Source organism: Cellulomonas sp. SG140 (assembly GCF_025770785.1).
In the GTDB taxonomy this organism is placed as follows: domain Bacteria; phylum Actinomycetota; class Actinomycetes; order Actinomycetales; family Cellulomonadaceae; genus Cellulomonas.
In genome coordinates this window covers 45774-70651 of the sequence record NZ_JANZLA010000003.1, presented here as the reverse complement: position 1 = coordinate 70651, position 24878 = coordinate 45774, and the positions used below count along the sequence as shown (strand labels likewise).

The window sequence follows — 24878 nt, the reverse complement described above, 5'->3', positions numbered from 1 at the left end:
ACGTGGCGCCACCGACATCTCGCACACATGTTCGATCCCGGCGAACGTGCGGGTCGATGCCTCGGGCGCGACGATGGGCTCGATGAGCAACGAGCTTCCGATCGACGAGTACGCCGTGCTCGGGGACGGCCGCACGGCCGCCCTCGTCTCCCGCCGGGGGTCCGTGGACTGGTTGTGCCTGCCACGGTTCGACTCGCGCGCCTGCTTCGCCGCCCTTCTGGGCGACGCGGACAACGGCCGCTGGGTCCTCACCGTCCCCGACGCCGAACGCGTGACCCGGTGCTACCTCGACGACTCGTTCGTGCTCGAGACGACGTACGAGGGTCCCGACGGCACCGCCGTGGTGCAGGAGTCGATGCCGCTCGGCGACGGACGGGCCGACCTCGTCCGGCGCATCACCTGCACGCGCGGTCAGGTGGAGGTCCTGCACGAGTGGGTCGTGCGGTTCGGCTACGGGCAGTACAGGCCGTGGGTCCAGCGCGTGACCGATCCCGACGGCAGGCCCGCCATCCACGCGATCGCCGGCCCGGACTCCCTGGTGCTCCACGGCGACCGCCTGCCCAACGCGGTGCACAACCGGCACGAGGACCGATTCACGCTGCGTTCCGGTGAGTCGGTCACCCTGACCCTGACGTGGTCGCCGTCGTGGCAGCCGGTCGCCCGCATCGGCGACGTCGCGGAGGGGCTGGCCGCGAGCGCCCGGGTCTGGCGCTCCTGGGCTGCCCGGGCGGACGTGCCGGGGCCGTACCGACAGGCGGTCGTGCGGTCGCTGCTCGTCCTGCGGCTGCTGACCCACGCGGAGACGGGCGGCATCGTCGCGGCCGTCACCACCTCGCTGCCGGAGACCTTCGGCGGAGGGCGCAACTGGGACTACCGGTTCACGTGGCTGCGTGACGCGGCACTGACCCTCGAGGCCCTCCTCGAGCACGGCTACCTGCACGAGACCGAGCACTGGCGCAGCTGGCTGCTGCGCGCCGTGGCCGGCGACGCCGCGGACATGCAGATCATGTACCGCCTCGACGGAGCGCGTGAGCTCAGCGAGCGGACGCTGGACCACCTTCCCGGCTACGCCGGCTCCAGGCCGGTCAGGGTGGGGAACGCCGCGTCGGGACAGGTGCAGCACGACGTGCTCGGCGAGGTGATGTGCGCCCTCGAGATGGCGCGTGCGGCGGGGATCGAGGAGACGCCGACCTCGTGGGCGCTCCAGCAGAACCTGATCGACCACCTCGTCAAGACCTGGCGCGAGCCGGACGCGGGCATCTGGGAGTCGCGCGGGCGACCCCGCGCCTTCACGCACTCGCGGGCCATGACCTGGGCCGCGCTGGACCGTGCGGTCAAGGCGGTGGAGACGCTCGGGGTCCCCGGCGACGTGGACCGGTGGCGGGCGGAGCGGGACGCCGCGCACGCCGACGTCCTGGCGAACGGGTGGTCGGACACGATCGGCAGCTTCGTGCAGTACCCGGGCGCCACCCACACGGATGCGTCGCTGCTGCAGATGTTCCAGGTCGACTTCCTGCCGCCAACGGACCCGCGCATGCTCGCCACGCTCGACGCCATCCGCAAGGAGCTGGAGGTCTCCCCCGGCCTGCTGCTGCGGTACCGGTCCGACAAGACGGACGACGGGGTGGGCGGACGGGAGAACCCGTTCCTCGCCTGCTCGTTCTGGCTGGCGGACGCGCTCGCACGGGCAGACCGGGCGGACGAGGCGCGCGCGGTTCTCGACGTCCTGGTCGGGTTGACCAACGACGTCGGGCTGCTCGCCGAGCAGTACGACCCCGAGCACCGGCGGATGGCCGGCAACACCCCGCAGGCGCTGTCGCACCTGGCGCTGGTCCGAGCGGTGCACCAGTACGAGCTCGCCCAGCGCCGGCGCACGCCATGAGCTACAGCGGCGACGTCCGGCCGGGCGGCCCCAGCGACGTGCGGGTGCTGGACGAGGTCGAGATCCGCAAGGCGTCGGTGGGGCCGATGGACAACAACGCCTACCTGGTCACCTGCCGCAGGACGGGAGCGCAGCTGCTGGTGGACGCGGCCGCCGATCCGGAGCGCCTGCTCGGCCTGATCCGTGAGGGCGCCGCGTCCGCCCGGCTCGACGGGATCGTCACGACCCACCGCCACCCCGACCACCTGTCGGCCCTGGCGTCCGTGGTGGCGGTCACGGGAGCGCCCCTGCTGGCGGGGGCGCCGGACGCCGACGCGGTCGCGGCGGCGGCCGACCGCCCTGTCGATCGTCGTCTGCAGGACGGTGACACGATCGCCGTCGGCCACGCCGTCCTCGAGGTGATCGCCCTGCGCGGCCACACGCCGGGCTCCGTCGCGCTCGTCTACCGCGAGCCGGAGCACGCCGACGAGGCGGACGCCGTCGCCGGGAGGGCGCACCTCTTCACCGGCGACAGCCTGTTCCCCGGTGGCGTCGGCGCGACCGGCAACGACAGGGTGCGGTTCGACCAGCTGTTCCGCGACGTGACGGAACGGGTCTTCGACCGGTTCGACGACACCGCCTGGGTCTATCCCGGGCACGGGCCCGACACGACCCTGGGCGCCGAGCGGCGCCAGCTGGACGCCTGGCGGGCGCGCGGCTGGTGAGCCACGGATCGCGCCCTCGACAGCCTCACTGCTCGGCGGGTAGCACCACCTGGGCCTTGGCGAGGTTGTCCCGGACCACTCGCCGGAGCACCTTGCCGACCTGCGACCTCGGGAGGTCCGGCAGCACCACGAGCCGACGCGGGACCGCGTAGCGGGCCAGCCGGGCCTCGCACCAGTGCCGCACCGCGTCGAGGTCGATGCCGTGCGCGCCCTCCTCGAGCACCACCGCCGCCACCACGCTCTCGCCGTGCTCCCCCGCCGGCTCGCCGACCACGGCCACGTCGGCGATGCCCGGCATCGTCCGCAGGTGGTCCTCCACCTGCGACGGGTAGACCTTGAACCCCCCGCTCACGATCATCTCCTTGAGCCGGTCGACCAGGACGACGAAGCCGTCGGGGTCCACGCGCACGATGTCGCCCGTGCGCAGCCACCCGCCGGCCAGCAGCTGGTGCGCCGTCTCCTCCGGCCGGTTCCAGTACCCGGCGAACACCTGCGGACCGGTCACCAGAAGCTCGCCCTGCTCACCGGGCAGCACGTCGCGCTCGGGGTCGTCCTGCGAGACGACGCGGATCCGCGTCGACGGGAACGGCGTGCCCAGCGCGCCGGGGCGCCGTGCCGGGCTCAGGGGGTTGCCGAGCGCGACCGGCGACGTCTCGGTCATGCCGTAGCCCTCCACGGCGAGGCCCCCGGTCAGCCGCTCCCACCGTTCGGCGGTCGCCCGGGGCAGCGCCATCGCGCCGCTGAGCGCGCACCGGAAGGACGTCAGGTCGGCACCCGTCCGCTCGGCCGCCACTCCGAGCCGCTCGAGCATCGGCGGCACGGCGGGCAGGAAGGTGCCGGGGCGGCGGCGCTGCGCGGCGAGCACGGTCGCCGGGTCGAACGACGGGAACACCACCTGGGTGGCCGCGATGCCGGTGCCGTAGAGCAGGCACAGGGTCATCCCGAACGCGTGGAAGTACGGCAGCACGGCGTACACGACCTCGACGCCGTCCCGCGCCCCGGTCCACGCGCGCCCCTGCGTCACATTGGCCACGAGGTTGCGGTGAGTGAGCACGGCACCCTTCGGGGTCCCCGTGGTGCCGCCCGTGTACTGCAGCAGCGCGACGTCCGACGGGTCCGCCGCCGGATGGTCCGCCGGCAGCGGCGCAGCCGCCGCGACGAGGCGGTGCCACGACGGGACGCCGCTCGGCACCGCCGGGCCGCAGAGGGCGGCACGCATCGCGCGCGCCTTGGGCACGGGGAGGTGCAGCGCCAGGCGGGAACGCAGCGGCAGGTCCTCGGCCAGGTCCACCGCCACGACGGTGCGCAGCGAGGGCCCGCGGGCCGCCAGCACCGACGGCACGGCCTTGCGCCAGACGAGGGCAACGCAGGCACCGCTGTCCGCCAGCTGGTGCCGCAACGACTCGACCGCGTACGTCGGGTTGTGCTCGACGACGACCGCACCGATCCGGAGCACCGCGTGCACCGCGACGACGTGCGAGGTGCTGTTCGGCAGGACCAGCGCGACGCGGTCCCCTCGGCGGACGCCGAGCTCGAGCAGCACCGCCGCCGCACGGGAGACCCGGTCGGCGAGCCGGCGGTAGGTCGTGGTCGCGCCGAGGAAGTCGACGGCGACCCGGTCGGGGAACGACGTGGCGGCACGGTCGAGCGCCGCGCTCAGAGGCTCGTCGGGGACGTCCACCTCTCGCGGGACCGACGTCGTGGGCGAGCTGTGAGTGGTCGGTCCTGACGTCGTCGGCACGGTACGAGCGTAAACCTACGGCCGCGTAACTTACGCGTCCGTAGGTCCTGTGCCGCGGACCTTCACCGAGCGTTCACCGGACCCAGCAGGGACTGGGCCACGGTCGCATGCGCCGACTCGTCGTCCGACGGGTGGTAGATGCCAGCGAGCACGTCCCGGTAGAGCCGGCTCAGCTCGTTGCCGGTGTAGTACGCCGCGCCGCCGCTGACCCGCAGGGCGAGGTCGACGACCGTCCGCGCTGACTCGGTGGCGCGCACCTTGAGCCCCACGAGCTGCGCGAACAGCCGTGCGCCGTGGTCGACCCGCTCGTCCACGTCCCGTGCCAGGGCGAACACCTGGAGCTCGGCACCGTCCTGAGCCAGTGCCGCATCGGCGACCTTCCACCGGATGTCCGGGTCGTCGGCGTAGCTGCGCCCGTCGTACTTCATCGACGTGCGGCGCCTGGCGTTGGCCGCACCGAGCTCGAGGGCACGCCGTCCGATGCCCGTGTACACAGCGGCGAGCAGGATCTCGAAGACGGAGAACAGCGCGACGATGTAGGGGTCGGCGCTCGGCCCGGGCGGCAGCCGCCGGACGATGCGGTCCGGCGGTGCGTAGGCGCCCTCCAGGTGCGTCGTCGCCGACTGGGTCGCGCGCATGCCCAGGGTGTCCCAGTCCTCACCTACGGTCACCCCGCCCTGCTCGCGGGCCACGACCCCGTGGACCAGACGGGGGTCCGAGGGGTCCGCGTCGTCGAGGCCGAAGGTCGCGAGGCGCGTCCAGACCGGCGACAACGACGTGAAGATCTTGGTGCCGACGTACCGGTAGCCGCCGTCGGTCGCGCGCTCGGCGCGAGTGCGTGAACCGAACATCACGAGGTCGTTGCCCGCCTCGGAGTTGCCGAACGCGAGCACCTCTCCGGCCGCAGCGTCCTGCAGCACGAACCGCATCGAGTCGTCGCCGTCCGCCATCAGCAGAGCGGCCATCCCCGTCACCACCAGGTGCATGTTCAGCGCCAGAGCGGTGGCCGGCGCAGCGGCCGCGAGACGCACCTGCTCGCGGGCGACCTCCTCGAGGGTCAGCCCGGCACCACCGAGCTCCGTGGGGACGAACGCCGTCAGGTACCCGGCGGCACGCAGGTCGGCGAGGTCGTCGTGCGGGAAGGTGTTGTCACGGTCGTGCACCGGAGCGCGGTCGTGGACCCGGGCGAGCAGGTCGTCGGTGAGCAACGTGCGGTGATGACGAGGCATGCGCGTCACTCTGCCATCCTCCCGGCCACCGACCACGGCCCCGGCTCGGGTCACCGTCCCGGCTGGGGCCACGCCACGAGCTCGGGCACGATAGGGCGATGACCACCTACGCCGTCCGCTACACGTACGACGAGCGCGCCGACGTGCGCGACCAGGTCCGCCCGGAGCACCGTGCCTGGCTGGCCGGTCAGGCCGACCGCGGCGCCCTGCTGGGCTCCGGTCCCTTCGCCGACGGCGAGCCCGGCGCCCTGCTGGTGTTCCGTGCCGCCGAGGCGGAGGCGCTGGCGCAGCTCCTCGCCCAGGACCCGTTCGCCCGCGAAGGCCTGGTCCGCTCGACGGACGTGCGCGCCTGGGACGTCATCCTCGGCCCCTGGTCCACGAGCCTCTGAGGCGGCTCGGCGCTCGGGGGCGGAGGGGCACCGGTCCCGCCGTCCCGCGGGAACCGTCAGCGCTCCAGCGCCCCGCTCTCGTCGGCCGCCGGCCCGGCAGCCTGGTCGCCGGCGGGCCGCCCGAGCCGCCCCGGCAGTCGGTGCCGGTTCGCATGGACGACGCTCGCGGCGGTGGCCGCCCCCAACGAACCGGCGATGACGACGAGTGACAGCCAGGTCGGCACCTCCGGCGCCCACCCGACCGGGCGGCCGCCGTTGACGAACGGCACGGCGTTGCTGCGGAGCGCCTCCGAGACCAGCTTCAGGCCGATGAAGCCGAGGATCGCGGCCAGCCCGTACGGCAGGTACACGATCCGGTCGAGCACACCCCCCAGCAGGAAGAACAGCTGGCGCAGCCCCATCAGCGCGAAGACGTTCGACGTGAAGACGATGAACGGGTCGTGCGTCAGACCGAAGATCGCCGGGATGGAGTCGAAGGCGAACAGCACGTCCGTGGTGCCGATCGCCAGGAACACCACCAGCAGCGGGGTGAACATCCGGCGACCGTCGACCACCGTGCGCACGGCGCCGCCGTCGTACTCCCGGGAGATCGGCCACAACCGGCGTGCCGCCCGGACGAGGACGTTCTCGTGGTACTCGTCGTCGCCGCTCTCGCCGCCGCGCAGCAGGTGCACCGCCGTGTACACCAGGAACGCGCCGAACACGTAGAACACCCAGCTGTACCGCGTGACCACCGCGGCCCCCGCGAGGATGAACCCGCCGCGCAGCACCAGGGCCACGATGATGCCGACCAGCAGCACCTTCTGCTGGTGGTCCCGTGGCACGGCGAACGCCGACATGATCAACACGAACACGAACAGGTTGTCGACGGACAGGCTGTACTCGGTCAGCCAGCCGGCGATGAACTCCCCCGCCGGCACCGCACCGGCCACCACGCCGACGAGGGCCGCGAACACCAGCGCGAGCACGACGTACACCGCCACCCACCGCAGGCTCTCGCGGGTGGACGGCACGTGCGGCCGGCGGCCGATCACCGCCAGGTCCGCCATGAGCAGGCCGACGACGGCGACGAGCGACACGACCTGGAACAGCACCGGCATCTGGTGGGTCATCGGGTGGGGTCCCCTTCGGTGTCGGCGACGCTGACGGTGCTCCGGTCACGCCCCGGGCGGTCCCGGGTGCTCAGCAGGGAGGCGGCGGTGGTCACAGCCAGGACGGCGACGATCACCACCAGGGAGGCGGCGGTCGGGATCTCGGGGACGGCGACATGCTCCCCGCCGTTGACGAACGGCACCTCGTTGGTGTGCAGCGCGTGCAGCACCAGCTTCGCGCCGATGAAGGCGAGGATCACGGCGAGGCCGTAGGACAGGTAGACCAGCTTGTCGAGGAGGCCGTCGACCAGGAAGTAGAGCTGCCGCAGCCCCAGGAGCGAGAACGCGTTGGCCGCGAAGACGAGGTACGTCTCCTGGGTCAGCCCGAAGATCGCCGGGATCGAGTCGACCGCGAACATCACGTCCGCCGAGCCGATCGCGATCATCACCACCAGCATCGGCGTGATCCAGCTGCGGCCGTCCCGACGGACGACCAGGTGGTCGCCCGCGTAGTCGTCGGTGACCCGGAACAGCCGACGCGTCAGCCGGAGCACCGCGTTCTCGTGGTACTCGCCGTCGTCCTCCCCGGCGCGCAGCTGCGTCCACGCCGCGTAGAGCAGGAAGGCACCGAAGACGTAGAACACCCAGGTCGCGTGGGCGATCAGTGCCGCGCCCAGGAAGATGAACGCGGTGCGCAGCACCAGGGCGACGGTGATGCCGGTCAGCAGCACCTTCTGCTGGTACTTCCGCGGGACGCGGAAGCTGGACATGATGAGGACGAAGACGAAGAGGTTGTCCACGGACAGGCTCTTCTCCGTCACGTAGCCCGCGAAGTACTCACCACCCGGGCCCGACCCCCACACGGCCCAGACCAGCGCGCCGAACGCGACGGCGATCCCGACGTAGGCCGCCGACCAGCGCGCCGCCTCGCGCAGCGACGGCTCGTGGACCGCCCGCACGTGCCCGACGTAGTCGGCGACGAGCATCGCGACGACGACGCCGACGGTCAGCGCCCACACCCAGCCTGGAACGTCCATGGAACTACCTCCGGTGCACATGACGAGATCACCGGAGGTCTTCTCTGCCGCGGGCGGTCGTTCTCAGCGTGCCCGGACCGACGTCACCGGGTCGACTTCGTCGGCGACCGTGATGACGATGACGTCGTAAGGGAGTACTCCCCTCCGCCGCCTAGTGTAGGCGACCCTTCCCGGAAGGCGCTCCGCGGGGCGTCGGGCGCGCCGGTCGACCCGTCGCGTCCCCCGCCACCCGGGCGGCGGTCAGGCCGTGGCGGCCTGCATCTGCCGCAGCTCCTTCTTCAGTCCGGAGATCTCGTCGCGCAGCCGGGCCGCGAGCTCGAACTGCAGCTCCGCGGCGGCCGCGTGCATCTGGTCGGTGAGGTCCTGGATCAGGTCCGCGAGCTCCCCGGCTGCCGCACCCACGAGCTTCGTGCGCTCGTCCTGCGGTCCGCGACGAGACCCGAAGCCCGGCACCGGCGCCTTGCCGCGACTGGCCTGCCGCCCCGCCCCACCCAGCAGCTCCGCGGTGTCCGCGTCCTCGCGCGCGAGCAGGTCGGTGATGTCGTTGATGCGCTTGCGGAGCGGGGTCGGGTCGATCCCGTGCTCCCGGTTGTAGGCCACCTGCTTCTCGCGCCGGCGGTTCGTCTCGTCGATCGCGGTGGCCATCCCGGCCGTGATGCGGTCGGCGTACATGTGCACCTCGCCGGACACGTTGCGGGCGGCACGGCCGATCGTCTGGATCAACGAGGTGGCCGACCGCAGGAAGCCCTCCTTGTCCGCGTCCAGGATGGCGACCAGCGACACCTCCGGCAGGTCGAGACCCTCACGCAGCAGGTTGATCCCGACCAGCACGTCGAACTCCCCGAGCCGCAGCTCCCGCAGCAGCTCGACACGCCGAAGCGTGTCGACCTCCGAGTGCAGGTAGCGCACCCGGACGCCCTTCTCCAGCAGGTAGTCCGTCAGGTCCTCCGCCATCTTCTTCGTCAGCGTGGTGACCAGGACGCGCTCGCCGCGGTCGACCCGGTCACGGATCTCGGCGAGCAGGTCGTCGATCTGCCCCTTGGTCGGCTTGACCACCACCTGCGGGTCCACCAGACCGGTGGGCCGGATGATCTGCTCCACCACGCCGTCGGACATCGACAGCTCGTAGCTGCCCGGCGTCGCGGAGAGGTAGACCGTCTGCCCGATGCGCTCGACGAACTCCTCCCAGCGCAGCGGCCGGTTGTCCACCGCGGACGGCAGGCGGAACCCGAAGTCCACCAGTGCGCGCTTGCGCGACATGTCGCCCTCGAACATGGCGCCGATCTGCGGCACCGTCACGTGCGACTCGTCGATCACCAGGAGGAAGTCCTCCGGGAAGTAGTCGAGCAGCGTGTTCGGCGCGGAGCCGGGTGCCCGGCCGTCGATGTGCCGGGAGTAGTTCTCGATCCCGGAGCAGGACCCGATCTGGCGCATCATCTCCAGGTCGTAGGTGGTGCGCATGCGGAGCCGCTGGGCCTCGAGGAGCTTGTTCTGCCGCTCCAGCTCGGCGAGCCGGTGCTCGAGCTCGGACTCGATGCCGGTGATGGCGCGCTCCATGCGCTCCGGACCGGCGACGTAGTGCGTCGCCGGGAACACGTGCACCTGCTGCTCGGAACGGACCACGTCGCCGGTCAGCGGGTGCAGCGTGGCGATCGCCTCGATCTCGTCCCCGAAGAACTCGATGCGGACCGCGAGCTCCTCGTACACCGGGATGATCTCCACGGTGTCGCCGCGCACCCGGAACGTCCCCCGGGTGAACGCCAGGTCGTTGCGCGTGTACTGCATGGTGACGAACCGGCGCAGCAGCTGGTCGCGGTCGACCTGGTCGCCGACGTTGAGCGTGACCATGCGGTCCACGTACTCCTGGGGCGTGCCGAGGCCGTAGATGCAGCTGACGGTCGCCACCACGACGACGTCGCGGCGGGTCAGCAGCGAGCTCGTGGCCGAGTGCCGCAGCCGTTCCACCTCGTCGTTGATCGACGAGTCCTTCTCGATGTAGGTGTCCGTCTGCGCGATGTACGCCTCGGGCTGGTAGTAGTCGTAGTACGAGACGAAGTACTCGACGGCGTTGTTGGGCAGCAGCTCACGGAACTCCGTGGCGAGCTGTGCCGCGAGGGTCTTGTTGGGCGCCATCACCAAGGTCGGTCGCTGCACCTGCTCGATCAGCCACGCCGTCGTGGCGGACTTGCCGGTGCCGGTGGCACCGAGCAGCACGACGTCCTTCTCCCCCGCCTTGAGCCGGCGGGTCAGCTCGGCGATCGCGGTCGGCTGGTCGCCGCTCGGGGTGTACTCGGAGATCACCTCGAACGGCGCGACCGTCCGCTGCAGGTCGGTGACGGGACGCATGCGCCCACCGTACGTCCGGCCACCGACACGGTCGCCGACGGCCCTGACACGGACCGCCGGCCCGCGCGGCCCGCGGCCTCAGCGGCCGCTGGTGAACGAGACCACCGAGTAGATGTCGTCCGCCTGCACCATCGCCGCGAAGCGCTCCATGAACGCCTGGTACGCGGAGAACCCGATCAGCCGTCGGTTGGCGACCGGGACCAGTCCCCCGACGCCGGAGTCCTTCACCGTGAAGGACTCGATGGCCGACCGAGCCGTCACCCGGCCCGCCGCGCGTTCCGCCTCGACCCGGAACCGCATGATCTCGCCGGCCTCCGGCCGGGCCAGGTCGCGCATCAGGAAGTCGACGCGGACCGGGGTCCGCGGGCCGACCGTCACCCAGCCGCGGTCGTCCTCGATGCCCCGCGCGCCGGCGGTCGCCAGCTCGAGCATGCGCGGGACGTCGATCGACGCGGAGGCGACGGACACCGATGCCTTGGACTGCCACGGCCGAGCCGCCCAGCCTCTGGTCCCCACCGACGACAAGGCCACCCCGCCCTCCGTTCACGTGCGGCCCGTTGCGGGCCGGAGAGGCGTCCTCGCCTCCTCGACTTCTTATCGGACGTTCGGTCCGCAGACTTGCGCCCGATCGCGCATCAGATTGGCAGATCGGCCCGGCGGCGCCAAGGTCCGTTCACCGGTGGGCGTACACGCCTCCGGCGACGGGGGTAGCGAGCAGCTGCGGGACTGTGACCAGGGTGAACCCGCGCGCGCGGAGCGCATCCACCAGGCCGGGCACCGCATCGACCGTCGACGGGTGGATGTCGTGCATCAGGATGATCGCCCCCGGGTGCGCACCGGCAAGAGCCCGCTCTGTGGTGACACCGGCATCGCGGTTCTTCCAGTCCTCCGTGTCGACGTCCCAGAGCACTCCCGCCATCCCGCGGCTCGCGAAGGCCTGGGTGACCGAGGGCGACAGGGAGCCGTAGGGAGGCCGTGCCAGGGTCGGAGCGGGCGCACCCTCCGCGACGATGGCCTGGGACGTTGTGTCGAGCTCCGCGGCGAGCGCCTCGTCGCTCAGGCTGGGGAGCATCGCGTGGTCCCAGGTGTGGTTGCCGACCACGTGTCCCGCGGCGACTTCGCGCGCCACCGCGCCGGGCTCCTTCGCGATCTGCCGGCCGACGACGAAGAACGTGGCGTGCACCGCCCGGGCCGCCAGCTCGTCCAGCAGCCGGCCCGTGTCCGGCCCCGGCCCGTCGTCGAACGTGAGGGCGACGCACGCCAGCGCCGCACAGTCGGGCGCTGCGGCGGGCGCCGCCACCGCTGGCTCGGGAGGTGGCTGGGGTGCCGCCGTGGGCGCCGGCGCGGGCTGCGCCTCGGGGGGTGACGACGTACCGCTCGGCGACCCACCGGCTCCGCGCCCGTCGTCCACGACCGCGCGCGGCGCGTCCGCGACGGCCGCCGGAACGGTGGTGACCGCGGGGCGTGGCAAGGCGGCCAGCCGCTCCGCCCCCAGCGCACCCGACGGGACGTCGTGCGCCTCCACGGCAGCACGTTCGGCGTGCGCCTGAGGCTCCTCGCGCAGCGCCACGGCGGACGTGCCGAGGGCCAGCGAGAGGAGCACGGACAGCGAAGCCGTCGCGAGTGCTGCGCCCCGCCGCATCCTGCACCACCCCATGTCCTGCCGATGTCCGGGGTGACGCTAGCGGTGCGTGCGGTCATGCCGGTGGACCCGCCGTGCGCGTGTCGGGCGCCACGGCCGGGGCAGGCGGGCGACTTCTAGCGCCGGCGATGCTCCTCGGCGGACGCCAGGTCCGCCTCCCGTTCGGCGGCGCGCTCCTGCGCGAGCCGGGACCAGAGGAGGTCCACCTGGTGCCGCAGCTCGTCGTCGGTACCCGCGCCGTCCAGCACGACGTCGGCGGCCGCGAGCCGCGCGTCGTCGTCGGCCTGCGCAGCAACCCGTGCCCGCGCCTCCGTCTCCGGCATACCGCGGCCGTCGACCAGCCGGCTGATCCGCTGTTCCTCGGGCGCGTGCACCACGACGACCATGCCGAAGGTCTCCGCCTGCCCCGTCTCCACCAGGAGCGGGATGTCGTGGACGACGACGGCGTCCGGGTCGATCGCCGCCGCGGCCGCCTCGCGCTCGGCCGCGAGCCGCCGGACCTGGGGGTGCAGCAGCGCCTCGAGCCGGCGCCGAGCCTCCGCGTCGTCGAAGACCCGCGCCGCCAGAGCGGCCCGGTCCAGGCTGCCGTCCGGCGCGAGCACCTCCGGGCCGAACGTCTCGACTACCTGCTCCAGGCCGAGCGTCCCCGGCGCGACCACCTCGCGCGCCAGGGCGTCGGCGTCGATCAGCACCGCGCCCAGCTCGATGAAGCGCCGCGCCGCGACGGACTTGCCTGCCGCGATCCCGCCGGTGAGCCCGATCCTCTGCATCAGCCCATCGTGCCCTGCCGCAGCCGTCGATGCGCCTGCCCGGGGCCCTCTCCCCGAGCGGAGCCTGCCGTCGGGAGCCCGCACGGCACGGCGGAGACGCCGACGGCCGGCCACCCCGAGAGGTGACCGGCCGTCGATCGACCGCAGGACCGGGTCAGTTGCCGGTCAGCTTCTCCCGCAGAGCGGCGAGCGCCTCGTCCGAGGCCAGCGTGCCGGTCGCCTCGTCGGACGCCGACGAGTAGGACGTCGGCACCGAGCCGGACGACGACTCGCCACCGGTGGCCGCCTCGGCGTCAGCCGCGGCAGCGGCTGCGACCTGCTTGCGGTGGGCCTCCCAGCGGTCGTGAGCGGCCGCGTACTGGGCCTCCCACGCCTCGCGCTGAGCCTCGTAGCCTTCGAGCCACTCGGAGGTGGTGGGGTCGAAGCCCTCGGGGTACTTGTAGTTGCCCTGCTCGTCGTACTCCGCCGCCATGCCGTACAGCGCGGGGTCGAAGTCCTCCGAGGTCGGGTCGAAGCCCTCGTTCGCCTGCTTGAGCGACAGGGAGATCCGGCGGCGCTCCAGGTCGATGTCGATGACCTTGACGAACACGTCGTCGCCGACCTGCACGACCTGCTCCGGGATCTCCACGTGGCGCACGGCCAGCTCGGAGATGTGCACGAGGCCCTCGATGCCGTCCTCGACGCGCACGAACGCACCGAACGGCACGAGCTTGGTGACCTTGCCGGGCACGACCTGGCCGATGGCGTGCGTGCGGGCGAAGGCCTGCCACGGGTCCTCCTGCGTCGCCTTCAGCGACAGGGAGACACGCTCGCGGTCGAAGTCGACGTCGAGCACCTCGACGGTGACCTCCTGGCCCACCTCGACGACCTCGGACGGGTGGTCGATGTGCTTCCACGACAGCTCGGAGACGTGCACGAGACCGTCCACGCCGCCCAGGTCGACGAACGCACCGAAGTTGACGATCGAGGACACGACACCCGGCCGGACCTGGCCCTTCTGCAGCGTCTGCAGGAAGGTGGAGCGGACCTCGGACTGCGTCTGCTCGAGCCACGCCCGGCGCGACAGGACCACGTTGTTGCGGTTCTTGTCGAGCTCGATGATCTTGGCCTCGATCTCCTTGCCGACGTACGGCTGGAGGTCGCGCACCCGGCGCATCTCGACGAGCGACGCCGGCAGGAAGCCACGCAGGCCGATGTCGAGGATCAGGCCACCCTTGACCACCTCGATGACGGTGCCGGTGACGACGCCGTCCTCCTCCTTGATCTTCTCGATCGTGCCCCAGGCGCGCTCGTACTGTGCGCGCTTCTTGGACAGGATCAGACGACCCTCCTTGTCCTCCTTCTGGAGGACAAGGGCCTCGACCTCGTCGCCGACCTTGACGACCTCACCGGGGTCCACGTCGTGCTTGATGGACAGCTCGCGGGAGGGGATGACGCCCTCGGTCTTGTAGCCGATGTCGAGAAGGACCTCGTCACGGTCGACCTTGACGATCACGCCTTCGACGATGTCGCCGTCGTTGAAGTACTTGATGGTGGCGTCGATCGCCGCCATGAAGTCCTCGGCCGTGCCGATGTCGTTGACCGCGACCTGCTGCGAGGTGGGCTTCGCGGGGGTGGAGATGCTCATGTAGGGGTGGGCTCCGATGCGGACAGGGAGTAGTTCGGACAGAAGGATGGTGATGTGGTGGTAACCGCCGAACGCCACCGAACCTTCCCCCGCACCGGCTGAGCCGGTCGGAGGGCACGTGGGCGCGCGGCACCGCCGTCCACCTTATCGGTGCACGGCGGTGCGGGCCAAGTCGCGGTCGGTGCCGCGGGACGCCGCTCGGCCGTTCAGGCGAGCGCCCGCGCCACCGCCAGCATCTGGTCCGGCACGTACTTCACCTTGCCGGCGACGTCGGCGATCGGCACCAGGTCCACGCGCTCGCCGTGGATGGCCGTCATCACGTCGGACCGTCCCTCGGTTGCGGCGTCGATCGCCGCCACGCCGAAGCGGGACGCGAGGATCCGGTCGAACGCCGTCGGGATGCCCCCGCGCTGCACGTGCCCGAGCACCGTCACGCGCGTGTCGAAGCCCGTGCGCGTCTCGATCTCGGACTTCAGCCGCTCGCCGATGGCTCCCGCGACGATCTCGCCGAACTTCCCCACCTCGGTCTCGTAGTGCATCGCCGTGCCGGGTGCGGGGACCGCACCCTCGGCCGCGACGACGATGGAGAAGCTGGCGTGCGCCCGGTGCCGGTGCTTGAGGAAGCGGGTCACCTTCTCGATGTCGAACGGCTCCTCCGGCGCCAGCACCAGCTCGGCGCCGCCGGCGATGCCCGAGGTCACGGCGATCCACCCGGCGTGCCGACCCATCACCTCGACGATCATCACGCGGTTGTGGCTCTCGGCCGTGGTGTGGATCCGGTCGACCGCCTCGGTGGCGATCGTCACGGCGGTGTCGAAGCCGATCGAGTAGTCGGTCCCCCAGACGTCGTTGTCGATCGTCTTGGGGATGCCGATCACGTTGATGCCGGCCTCGGAGATCTTGCTCGCGGCGTCCAGCGTGCCGTCGCCACCGATGCAGATCAGCGCGTCGATGCGCTCCGCCTCGAGCGTCGTGAGCACTGCCTCGACGCCGCCCTCGTTGCGGTGCGGGTGGAAGCGCGCGGTGCCGAGGAGCGTGCCGCCCGTCGCCAGCACGTTCCTGATGTCCTGGCGACCGAGCGGCTGCACGTCGCCGTCCGCGACACCCTTCCAGCCGTTGCGGAAGCCCACGATCGTGTGGCCGTGCTCCCCCTCGCCGCGCTTGACGACCGCGCGGATCGCGGCGTTCAGGCCCGGGACGTCGCCGCCCCCGGTCAGCAGTCCGACTCGCACCTGACGTACTCCTTCGTTGTCCGGTCCACCCCAGCTGGTCTGCGGGGCACGCCGTCGGGCTCGCCGCGCGTCCAGCGTAGTCAGAGGTGGAACGGCACCCGCCGGACCGTCGTCCCAGACGCGCCCGGCAGGATGGGGCCATGGCGGAGACCGAGGACGACGAGCTCGCGGAGGCCGGGTACCGGGACGTCCCGGACGACGAGGGCGGCCGCGCGTCGCGCCGCTGGTGGGACGAGAACGCCGGCGACTACCTCCGGGAGCACGGCGACTTCTTGGGCGCCGCGGATTTCGTCTGGTGCCCGGAGGGCCTGCGAGAGGCCGACCGCCACCTGCTGGGCGAGCTCGAGCCGGCGTCGTCCCGCGTGCTCGAGGTCGGTGCCGGCGCGGCGCAGTGCTCCCGGTGGCTGGCGAGCCAGGGACTCGACGTGGTGGCGACCGACGTGTCGGCCGGGATGCTGCGGGCCGCAGCGGCGCTGGACCGCGCGTGCGGAATCCGCGTCCCCACCGCCCAGGCGGACGCCCGGGCGCTGCCCTTCCCCGACGCGAGCTTCGACGTCGTGTTCACCTCGTTCGGAGCGCTGCCGTTCCTCCCCGACCCGGGCAGGGTGCACGCCGAGGTGGCGCGCGTCCTGCGACCGGGCGGGCGGTGGGTGTTCAGCACGACCCACCCGCTGCGGTGGCCGTTCCCCGACGACCCCGGCGTCGGCGGGCTCACCGCCACGCGGTCCTACTTCGACCGGAGGCCCTACGTCGAGACGGCGTCCAGCGGCCGGGTGCTCTACGCCGAGTACCACCGGACGTTGGGCGAGCTGGTCGCCGACGTGCTGACCGCAGGGCTGGTGCTCGACGGATTGCTCGAACCGGAGTGGCCGGCCGGGCACACCCGCACGTGGGGCGGCTGGGGGCCGGTACGGGGCGCCCAGCTGCCCGGGACCCTGATCGTCAGCGCCCACCGACCGGACTGACCGGTCTCGACGCGTCCTGCGGCCGAGCGGCCCTGGCACCGCGCGCCCGCGCCGCGAGCTGCCGACGGGTCAGTGACCAGCCTCGTGCCAGCTGGAGCCCGTACCGACCGAGACGTCGAGCGGCACCTGGAGAGGCCCGCCCGGCACCCGGTCCCCCGCGGCGCCCATCTGCTCGCGGACCAGCGACTCCAGCTCCTGCTGCTCGCCGTCCGCCACCTCCAGCACCAGCTCGTCGTGCACCTGGAGCAGCAGACGGGACCCCAGGCCGCGTCGGGTGAGCTCACGGTCCACACCGAGCATCGCGATCTTGATCAGGTCGGCCGCGCTGCCCTGGATCGGCGCGTTCAGGGCCATCCGTTCCGCGGCGTCCCGCCGGGCTCGGTTGTCGCTCGACAGGTCGGGCAGGTACCGGCGTCGCCCGAGGATCGTGGCGGTGTACCCGGTCGCGCGAGCCTCGTCGACCACACCGGTCAGGTAGTCACGGACCCCGCCGAACCGGGAGAAGTAGTCGGCCATCAGCGCCGACGCCTCCGAGACGTCGATCGACAGCTGCTGCGAGAGGCCGTACGAGGAGAGGCCGTACGCCAGGCCGTAGCTCATCGCCTTGATCTTGGACCGCATCGCCGGCGTCACCTGGTCGGTAGGGACCGAGAACACGTGCGAGGCGACGTAGCTGTGCAGGTCCTCGCCGCTGCGGAACGCCTCGATGAGGCCGTCGTCGCCGGACAGGTGCGCCATGATGCGCATCTCGATCTGCGAGTAGTCCGCCGTCAGGAGCGTGGCGAACGGGTCCGTCACCACGAAGGCGCGGCGGATCTGCCGTCCGGCCTCGGTGCGGATGGGGATGTTCTGCAGGTTCGGGTCCGCGGAGGACAGCCGGCCGGTCGCGGCGATCGTCTGCTGGAACGTCGTGTGGATGCGCGAGTCGGGTGCGACCGAGCGCAGCAGGCCCTCGACCGTCTGGCGCAGCCGGATGGCGTCCCGGTGCGCCAGCAGGTGCTCGAGGAACGGGTGCTGCGTGCGCGCGAACAGATCCGTCAGAGCCGCCGCGTCGGTGGTGTAGCCGGTCTTGATCTTCTTGGTCCGGGGCATGCCGAGCTGGTCGAACAGCACCTCCTGCAGCTGCTTCGGCGAGCCGAGGTTCACCTCGCGGCCGATCACCGCGTAGGCGTCCGCAGCCGCAGCCTGCACCTGGCGGTCGAACTCGCGCTCGAGGCCGGACAGGTACTCGCCGTCCACTCCGATGCCGGTCCGTTCCATCCGGCCGAGCACCACCTGAAGCGGCAGCTCCACGTCGTCGAGCAGCCGACGCGCACCGCGGTCCACCAGCTCGGCTCCGAGCACGTCGGTCAGGTCGCGGACGGCGGCGGCCCGCACGGCCGCCCGTCGGCCCTCGCCTGCGCCGTCGAGAGCCAGGTCCAGCGACCCCTGAGCGCCGGACGCGCCGTCGTCGGAACCCAGCTCGCGGCGCAGGTAGCCGATCGCGAGGTCGGGGAGGTCGTAGGCGCGCCGGTCCGGCTGGCACAGGTACGCCGCAAGCTCGGTGTCGAACACGACCCCCGCCAGGGGCAGACCCCGACCCATCAGCGCGTGCCACGACTCCTTGGCGCCGTGCAGGGACTTGGGCGCCTCCGGATCCGCCAGCCAGGTCGCCAGCGCGGCCTCGTCGGCGGGGTCGATCTCCGCGAGGTCGAACGCGACCGCCTCCCCCGCCGCGTCGGCCAGCGCGACGCCCCAGGCGTCCCCGCCGGACGGTGCACCGGAGCCGCGGACGTCGACCCCGAGCACCTGCCCGGCGCGGTCCGTCAGCCAGGTCCCCAGACCGCCCGCTCCGACCGAGACGAGGTCCAGCGCTCCACCGGCGACCGGCGCCTGCTCCGCGTGCTCGTCCGGGAGCATCGCGAACAGGCGGTCCCGCAGCGTCCGGAACTCGAGCTCGTCGAGGATGGTGTGGAGCGCCTGGCGGTCCCAGGGCCGTACGGCGAGGTCCTCGGGGCCGAGCGGGAGGTCGAGATCGTCCACCAGCCGGTTCAGGCGCCGGTTCAGCTGCACCTGCTCCAGGTTCGCGCGCAGCGACTCACCGGCCTTGCCCGGGATGGTGTCCGCGGCGGTCACGACACCGTCCAGACCGCCGTAGCCCAGCACCCACTTGGCGGCCGTCTTTGGGCCCACCCCCGGCACGCCGGGCAGGTTGTCGCTCGTCTCCCCCACCAGCGCCGCCAGGTCCGGGTACAGGTGCGGCGGCAGGCCGTACCGCTCCTCCACGGCCTCCGGCGTCATGCGGCTCAGCTCGGAGACGCCGCGCACCGGGTACAGCACCGTGACGTGCGGGCCGACCAGCTGGAAGGAGTCCCGGTCGCCGGAGCAGATCAGCACGTCCATGTCCTGGTCACGGCCCTGGGACGCCAGGGTCGCCAGCACGTCGTCCGCCTCGAAGCCGGCCTTCTCCAGCACCTGGATGTGCAGCGTGTCGAGCAGCCTGCGGATGATGTCCACCTGACCGCGGAACGGCTCGGGGCTGGCGTCCCGGTTCGCCTTGTACTGCTCGTACGTCTCGGAGCGGAACGTCGTCCGACCGACGTCGAACGCGACCGCCACGTGCGTGGGGACCTCGTCGCGCAGCAGGTTGGCCAGCATCGAGGTGAACCCGAACACCGCGTTGGTCGGCTGCCCGGTCGACGTGGCGAACTTGTCCACGGGGAGCGCGAAGAAGGCCCGGTAGGCCATCGAGTGACCGTCGATCAGCAGGAGCCGCGGACGAGGCCCGGAGCCGGGGGTGGTCACGGTCGGTGGCTGCGTCTGGCTCACGGGTGCCAACCTATCTGCCATGTCCGACACCGCCTCGACCGCCGGATCCCTGCTGGAGCGCATGGGGATCGAGCTGACCCTCGTGACCGCCGAGCGCGCCGAGGGCCGCATGCCGGTCGCCGGCAACACCCAGCCTCTCGGCCTCCTGCACGGGGGAGCATCGGCCACGCTCGCCGAGACGTTGGGGTCGTTCGCGGCGCAGCGTCACGCCGGGGAAGGTCGCGCAGCCGTCGGGATCGAGCTCAACGCCACGCACCATCGCTCGGCCCGTGAGGGCTGGGTGCACGCGGTGGCGACCGCCGTGCACCTGGGTCGTTCGCTGGCGACCTACGAGGTGACGGTGGACGACGACGGCGGCCGGCGGCTCTGCACCGCCCGGCTGACCTGCATGCTGATCGACATCCGCGCCTGACGGGCGCCGTGGGTGCCGGTCGCCGCGACCGGGGCGAGCGGGTCCTCCTCCCGCGCACGGGCCTGGCGGCGACGGGCGATCAGGTCCTCGAGACCGTGCCGCGAGGGGCGGCGTCCCGCGCCGGCCGAGGTCACCGGGTCCTGGGTCAGGCGCCGCGCGAGAGCGGCCGTCGTGACGACGCGATGGGCGGCGGCCGGCGCGAACCCCGCCTGCGCGAGGAACCTGTGCATGCCGCGCGCTCCTGGCAGCGGGGACGCGAACACCTCCAGCGCACCGGCCTGGTCGGCGATGTCGACGGCAGCCAGCAGCAGCGCGTGCCCCAGTCCGCGACGACGAGCGCTGTGGCGCACGTACAGGGACTCGAGGGTGAGGACGACGGCGTCGGTGAACGGTCCGGGGCCGACGATGCGCGCCAGCAGGAGGCCGTCGACCCGCTCGTCGAGCGTCGCGACGACGATGACGCCGCCAGGGGCGTTGAGCAGCATCAACAGCTGCTCGCGCAGCCGTACCGGGTCATCCGTGCAGAGCTGCGCGCCGACCATGAGCTCCGCCCGCGCCTCGAGGCACAGGCTGACGAGCTCGGTGACGTCCTCGACGCGGGCCGTTCTGGTCAGGACACCTGGACGCACGGCTGCTCGTACCTCCTCGCAGGGACCGGCTCTGGCCGCGGCTCACTGTGCCCCCGCGGTGCGCCTCGACGATCATGGACCACTGTCCACCTGGAGGGCCAGTCCCACTTCGGGGGGACGCGCGACGCAAGGCCGCACGAGCTCAGGAGGCGCTGCCCCCGCCGACCTGCTCGATGACCGCGTCGGCGACCTCGCGCATCGTCAGCCGCCGGTCCATCGACGTCTTCTGGATCCAGCGGAACGACTCCGGCTCCGTCAGGCCCATCTTGGTCATCAGCAGACCCTTGGCACGGTCCACCCGCTTGCGCGTCTCGAACCGCTCCGCCAGGTCCGCGACCTCCGACTCGAGCGCCGTGATCTGCGCGTAGCGGGAGATCGCGATCTCCACCGCCGGCAGCAGGTCCGCCGGGCTGAACGGCTTGACGACGTACGCCATCGCACCGGCGTCGCGCGCCCGCTCGACCAGATCCGTCTGGGAGAACGCCGTCAGCAGCACGACGGGCGCGAGGTGCGCCTTGCCGATCTTCTCGGCCGCGGAGATGCCGTCGAGGACGGGCATCTTCACGTCCATCACGACGACGTCCGGCTTGAGCTCCGAGGCGAGCTCGAAGGCCTCCTCGCCGTTACCCGCCTCGCCGACGACCTCGAAACCTGCGTCCCGCAGCGTCTCGACGACGTCCATGCGGATCAGCGCCTCGTCCTCGGCCACCACCGCGCGGCGCGCAGGCCGGGCCGCCGGCGCCGGGCGCTCGGCCTCGGTGCGGGTCGGGGTGGTCAGGTCGAGGTCGGCTGCCGCGCCGGGCGTGTCCTTCGGGCTCACGGGCACAGCCTAGTCGGCGTCGTGGCCAGGGCCCTCGCGCCCCTCGCTGCCGGCCCTGTGGTGCTCACCACGGGCACTATCCTTCCCAGCACGGCCCCGATAGCCCAACCGGCAGAGGCGTTCGGCTCAAACCCGATCCAGTGTGGGTTCGAATCCCACTCGGGGCACCACCTGACCTGCAGTTATACCTCCGCGTGGAAGATACGTGGAAGATCTGTCCGGCCCTTCGTTCAGCCGATGGTCGAGCCGGCTGCCGCGGTGTTGGACCGAACGCGGGAAGAGCCATCCCGGAACGGCGCGCTCCAGCAGCGACGCGCCGTGCTCAGGACGTCGACACGTGCGCCGCGCTCGTCCGGCTGAACGTCGATGGACCGGCGTCGTCCGCGCTCTGACGGGCCACGCTGACCTGCCGGCGTCGGGACCTCGGGAGGCCGCGACCTCCGTATGCCCCGAATCTTCATCAGGCCTCGACCGCACGTTGATCCGTGGTGGGTGAGATGCCCTGGGGCTTGTTGTCCTTCGGTGATGGAGGGAGGCCGCGCCGTTGTCGCGCACGGCAGGAAGCAACGGGGACTTGGCGCGCGCAGTCCAGTCGATTCGGTGGCCCCGTGCAGGTCCCCTGCTGGGTGCATCTCGCGACCCTTATGGAGGTCCATCTGATTACCGCCTCGGGCGCTGCCACATGACACCTCCGCGAGTCGGGCCCTTGCGGACGTCGCCGTGACCCGGACCGCCGTTGCGGCCGCGGAGCCATCGAAAGTGCGGGCAAGCGCGGCCGGAGGCTGGCCCGTTCGCGTCGGAGCGCGCGCGCTGTTGGTGCGGCTTGCGCTCGGTGCGGCCGGCGGGGCGCTGCTCGAGCCCGCCTTCCCGGACGTGTCGTGGTGGTGGGCTGCGCCTCTCGCCATCGCTGGGCTGCTCTTCGCGCTGCGACCCGACTCGGTACCGGCCGGTCTCGCCACAGGTGCCACGTTCGGACTGGCCTTCTTTCTTCCTCATGTGCGGTGGGCCGATGCGGCCGTCGGTAGTCCGGTCGGCTGGATCGCTCTGGCCACAAGCCAGGCGGCGTTCGTCTCGGCGTTCGGAGGCGGCTGGGTCTGGCTGCGGCGCGGCCAATGGCTGCGGCATCGACCCGGCCGTCAGGCCCTTGCCGCGGCGGCGACGTGGATCGCGGTCGAGCAGCTCCGGGGTCGGTGGCCGTTCGGTGGCTTTCCGTGGGGTGACCTGGCGTTCTCTCAGACGGACGGGCCCCTGTTGCGGCTCGCTTCGCTCGGGGGCAGCACCCTCGTCGGCGCCACCGTCGTGGTCGCCGGCGCACTGCTCGAGTCGCTGACCGCTGCGCATCAGCGGCGTCGGACTCCAGCACTGGCGCTCGTCGCTCTGACTGGCGGCGCCATTGCGGCCCAGTACCTCAGTCTCGGCGTGGACCCCCAGGTCGGAGCGATCGACGTGGGCGCGGTCCAGGGCAACGTGCCGTCGGGTCAGTCTGACTTCCGTAGCCGCGCCCTGCAGGTGACTGCGAACCATGCGACCGGGACAAGGGACCTGCTCGGCTCCAGATCCCGGGGAACGGTTGACCTCGTGCTGTGGCCGGAGAGCGCCGCCGACGTCGACCCACGGTCCGATCGGGAGGTCGCGGCGATCGTGGACGACGCTGCGCGAGAGGTGGGTGCGCCGATCCTGCTGGGAACCCAGCGCTTCGAGGGCCAGAAGAGATTCAACGACTACGTCCTGTGGGAGCCCGGCGTGGGCGCACGGGCGAGCTACACGAAGCAGCATCCAGTCCCGTTCGGTGAGTACATCCCCTATCGATCGTTCTTCCGCCGTCTGACGCGAACGGTCGACCAGGTCGGGACGGACATGGCACCCGGCCGTGGACCCGCGGTCATCGAGGTGCCCATCGCACGGCTTGGGCGCTCCGTGCCGCTGACGACTGTCATCTGCTTCGAGGTGGCTTACGACGACCTCGTCCGGCAGTCGGTCCTGGCCGGCAGCCAAGCGATCGTCGTGCCGACCAACAACGCCTCCTTCGGTCGCACGGCGGAGTCCACCCAGCAGCTCTCGATGTCCCGGTTCCGTGCAGCCGAGCACAACCGAGCCGTCGTGCAGATCTCGACGGTCGGCGTCAGCGCGATCGTCGCGCCCGACGGCTCCGTCCTCCAGCGAACCGGGCTGTTCACAGCCGAACAGATGGCCGGGCAGGTGCCACTTCGGACGTCGCTGACCCTCAGCGACCGGCTCGGACCCTGGCCGGGCCGCATGGTCGACCTGGCCACCGTGGTCCTCGCCTGCGGAGCGCTAGTCGGCGCGGTGCGGCGCCGCCGCTCAGGCCCACAGCAGGCGCACCAGAGCCACGGCGAGCACCAAGGAAGCGATCACCAGGGTCACCATCCGCCCGTGCCGGGTCACGCGGGCCATGGCGCGTAGAGGGAAGAGCAGCTGCCGACCTACGAGGTAGGCGGAGAAGCACACGACGAGCACCACGCCGGACCCTGAGGCCGCCGACGTCCGCAGAGCCACCAGGGAGAAGCCGACCAGGGAGGCGCACAGCGCCGACTCCATGAGCTGCACGGGGATTCGGCGCACGCCGAGATGCCGGTCGGAGGACCACAGCCCCCATCGGGACGCCGTCGGACGGCCGACGCAGCATCCGGCAAAGAGGCAACCGAGCCGCCCGACGCTCATCCCAAGGAACAACCCCGGCGCCGTAGCGTCCAGCACAGCGCCGACGGGCATCCCGAGAACGAGACCACTGACGGTCAGCGTCGCCAGCGCGACGATGACGAAGCCCTGGACCGACATCCCCGGTGTTCTCAACGAGCGGCGTCGCTCGATCGGATGGGTGAGCAGGTAGTAGGCCTTCGCACCGACCAGGCCCAGGGCGCCGGCGAGAACGGTGACCGCGGTGAGCCGCGGCCATGCCAGTCCCACGACGCTGGCGACGGTGGCCTGGAGGACGAGCCCTAGAACGAAGCCGAGCAGCACGAGTACGGACCACGAGCCGGCCCACACGCCGGGCGCGACGGCGTCCACCAACATCCCGAAGCCTGTGCGCCCGGAGGCAACGCCTCGCAGAAGCCCCGGCCGTTTCGGGGCCGAGCGCTTGACGCTGTCCTCGGGCAGACCGGCGAGCGGGGTCGCCGTGACGTCCCAACGGCCCGGTGCAGTGCCCGGGACGCGGGTCGTGACGCTCACCCAACCGGACCCGGGGATCACGTCGTGCACCGTGGTGACGACCTCGAACGCTGTTGATCCCTGGGGTTCACGCTGTTCCGGCTCGACGAGCCGGCCCTTCAGCAGGACCGATTGGGGCGCCCGAACGCCGTGCCGGGGCGCTTCGAACCAGTACGTGACCCCTAGTGCGGTCGGATCGAGGCCATCCAGGGCGGCACAGCTGGCAGAGGAGACCTCCGCAGCCCGCCGTGGCTTTCGGCCTGCAAGGCGCGGCGGACGGGCGCACGCGGGCGAGGCTGTGCCCGAAGCCGTGCTCGCCGGGTCCGGATGGGACACCGTCGCAGCGGAGTCCGTCTGCTTCACCACTGCCGAGTTCACCCGCC

The 24878-nt window shown here is 72.0% G+C and carries 20 protein-coding genes and 1 tRNA gene; 7 read left to right on the top strand and 14 right to left on the bottom strand.

The window, feature by feature from the left end:
* Window positions 1–82: 82 nt before the first annotated feature.
* Window positions 83–1882, top strand: a complete 1800-nt coding sequence (locus N0B34_RS06745) for a glycoside hydrolase family 15 protein (RefSeq protein WP_263730572.1) — start codon at window positions 83–85, stop codon at window positions 1880–1882.
* A complete protein-coding gene (locus N0B34_RS06740; RefSeq protein WP_263730571.1) occupies window positions 1879–2586 on the top strand; it encodes an MBL fold metallo-hydrolase in 708 nt (235 codons plus the stop codon). The genes N0B34_RS06745 and N0B34_RS06740 overlap by 4 nt, the downstream gene beginning before the upstream one ends.
* Window positions 2587–2611: 25 nt before the next feature.
* Here the strand turns inward: N0B34_RS06740 and N0B34_RS06735 are convergent, their stop codons facing one another.
* Both N0B34_RS06735 and N0B34_RS06730 read right to left on the bottom strand, forming a co-directional pair.
* The gene (locus tag N0B34_RS06735) at window positions 2612–4327 is read right to left on the bottom strand and encodes an AMP-binding protein (RefSeq protein WP_263730570.1); all 1716 of its coding nucleotides are present in this window, start codon (window positions 4325–4327) and stop codon (window positions 2612–2614) included.
* A 62-nt stretch (window positions 4328–4389) separates the two neighbouring features.
* Complete coding sequence (locus N0B34_RS06730; protein WP_263730569.1) at window positions 4390–5556, bottom strand: acyl-CoA dehydrogenase family protein; 1167 nt, start codon at window positions 5554–5556, stop codon at window positions 4390–4392.
* A gap of 98 nt (window positions 5557–5654) precedes the next feature.
* On the opposite strand from N0B34_RS06730, the gene N0B34_RS06725 reads away from it, so the two are divergent.
* On the top strand, window positions 5655–5945 hold the full coding sequence (locus N0B34_RS06725; RefSeq protein ID WP_263730568.1) for a YciI family protein: 291 nt from the start codon (window positions 5655–5657) through the stop codon (window positions 5943–5945).
* A 56-nt stretch (window positions 5946–6001) separates the two neighbouring features.
* Here the strand turns inward: N0B34_RS06725 and N0B34_RS06720 are convergent, their stop codons facing one another.
* The 8 genes from N0B34_RS06720 to N0B34_RS06685 all read right to left on the bottom strand — a co-directional run bounded on the left by N0B34_RS06720 (window position 6002) and on the right by N0B34_RS06685 (window position 15690).
* Window positions 6002–7057 (bottom strand): TerC family protein, encoded by a 1056-nt coding sequence (locus tag N0B34_RS06720; protein ID WP_263730567.1) that lies wholly within the window; start codon window positions 7055–7057, stop codon window positions 6002–6004.
* Window positions 7054–8073, bottom strand: coding sequence for a TerC family protein (locus tag N0B34_RS06715; RefSeq protein WP_263730566.1), 1020 nt, complete (start codon window positions 8071–8073; stop codon window positions 7054–7056). Before N0B34_RS06715 ends, N0B34_RS06720 begins: the two co-directional genes overlap by 4 nt.
* 240 nt (window positions 8074–8313) lie before the next feature.
* Window positions 8314–10419, bottom strand: coding sequence for an excinuclease ABC subunit UvrB (gene uvrB, locus N0B34_RS06710; protein WP_263730565.1), 2106 nt, complete (start codon window positions 10417–10419; stop codon window positions 8314–8316).
* A 78-nt stretch (window positions 10420–10497) separates the two neighbouring features.
* Window positions 10498–10950, bottom strand: a complete 453-nt coding sequence (locus N0B34_RS06705) for a hypothetical protein (RefSeq protein ID WP_263730564.1) — start codon at window positions 10948–10950, stop codon at window positions 10498–10500.
* A 142-nt stretch (window positions 10951–11092) separates the two neighbouring features.
* Window positions 11093–12061 (bottom strand): polysaccharide deacetylase family protein, encoded by a 969-nt coding sequence (locus N0B34_RS06700; protein ID WP_263730563.1) that lies wholly within the window; start codon window positions 12059–12061, stop codon window positions 11093–11095.
* Between the two features lie 116 nt (window positions 12062–12177).
* On the bottom strand, window positions 12178–12831 hold the full coding sequence (gene coaE / locus N0B34_RS06695) for a dephospho-CoA kinase (RefSeq protein ID WP_263730562.1): 654 nt from the start codon (window positions 12829–12831) through the stop codon (window positions 12178–12180).
* Window positions 12832–12985: 154 nt separating this feature from the next.
* A complete protein-coding gene (gene rpsA, locus N0B34_RS06690; RefSeq protein WP_263730561.1) occupies window positions 12986–14458 on the bottom strand; it encodes a 30S ribosomal protein S1 in 1473 nt (490 codons plus the stop codon).
* A gap of 206 nt (window positions 14459–14664) precedes the next feature.
* Window positions 14665–15690 carry a 6-phosphofructokinase gene (locus N0B34_RS06685; RefSeq protein ID WP_263730560.1) on the bottom strand — a complete coding sequence of 342 codons (1026 nt, stop codon included), beginning with the start codon at window positions 15688–15690 and terminating at the stop codon, window positions 14665–14667.
* Between the two features lie 140 nt (window positions 15691–15830).
* On the opposite strand from N0B34_RS06685, the gene N0B34_RS06680 reads away from it, so the two are divergent.
* Window positions 15831–16655 (top strand): class I SAM-dependent methyltransferase, encoded by an 825-nt coding sequence (locus tag N0B34_RS06680; RefSeq protein WP_263730559.1) that lies wholly within the window; start codon window positions 15831–15833, stop codon window positions 16653–16655.
* Window positions 16656–16724: 69 nt separating this feature from the next.
* On the opposite strand, the gene polA is transcribed toward N0B34_RS06680, so the two are convergent.
* Complete coding sequence (gene polA, locus N0B34_RS06675) at window positions 16725–19484, bottom strand: DNA polymerase I (RefSeq protein ID WP_263730558.1); 2760 nt, start codon at window positions 19482–19484, stop codon at window positions 16725–16727.
* Here polA and N0B34_RS06670 point away from each other — a divergent pair.
* Complete coding sequence (locus N0B34_RS06670) at window positions 19483–19875, top strand: PaaI family thioesterase (protein ID WP_263730557.1); 393 nt, start codon at window positions 19483–19485, stop codon at window positions 19873–19875. The two genes, polA and N0B34_RS06670, sit on opposite strands and share 2 nt — an antisense overlap.
* Here N0B34_RS06670 and N0B34_RS06665 read toward each other — a convergent pair.
* Both N0B34_RS06665 and N0B34_RS06660 read right to left on the bottom strand, forming a co-directional pair.
* Window positions 19791–20504: a GNAT family N-acetyltransferase gene (locus N0B34_RS06665; protein ID WP_263730556.1), complete on the bottom strand. Its 714-nt coding sequence runs from the start codon at window positions 20502–20504 to the stop codon at window positions 19791–19793. The two genes, N0B34_RS06670 and N0B34_RS06665, sit on opposite strands and share 85 nt — an antisense overlap.
* 142 nt (window positions 20505–20646) lie before the next feature.
* Window positions 20647–21282, bottom strand: a complete 636-nt coding sequence (locus N0B34_RS06660) for an ANTAR domain-containing response regulator (RefSeq protein WP_263730953.1) — start codon at window positions 21280–21282, stop codon at window positions 20647–20649.
* A gap of 135 nt (window positions 21283–21417) precedes the next feature.
* Here N0B34_RS06660 and N0B34_RS06655 point away from each other — a divergent pair.
* Both N0B34_RS06655 and lnt read left to right on the top strand, forming a co-directional pair.
* Window positions 21418–21494 (top strand) — tRNA-Leu (locus tag N0B34_RS06655).
* Window positions 21495–22044: 550 nt separating this feature from the next.
* Window positions 22045–23748: an apolipoprotein N-acyltransferase gene (lnt, locus tag N0B34_RS06650; protein ID WP_263730555.1), complete on the top strand. Its 1704-nt coding sequence runs from the start codon at window positions 22045–22047 to the stop codon at window positions 23746–23748.
* On the opposite strand, the gene N0B34_RS06645 is transcribed toward lnt, so the two are convergent.
* On the bottom strand, window positions 23647–24831 hold the full coding sequence (locus N0B34_RS06645; RefSeq protein ID WP_263730554.1) for a prolipoprotein diacylglyceryl transferase: 1185 nt from the start codon (window positions 24829–24831) through the stop codon (window positions 23647–23649). The two genes, lnt and N0B34_RS06645, sit on opposite strands and share 102 nt — an antisense overlap.
* Window positions 24832–24878: the final 47 nt, after the last annotated feature.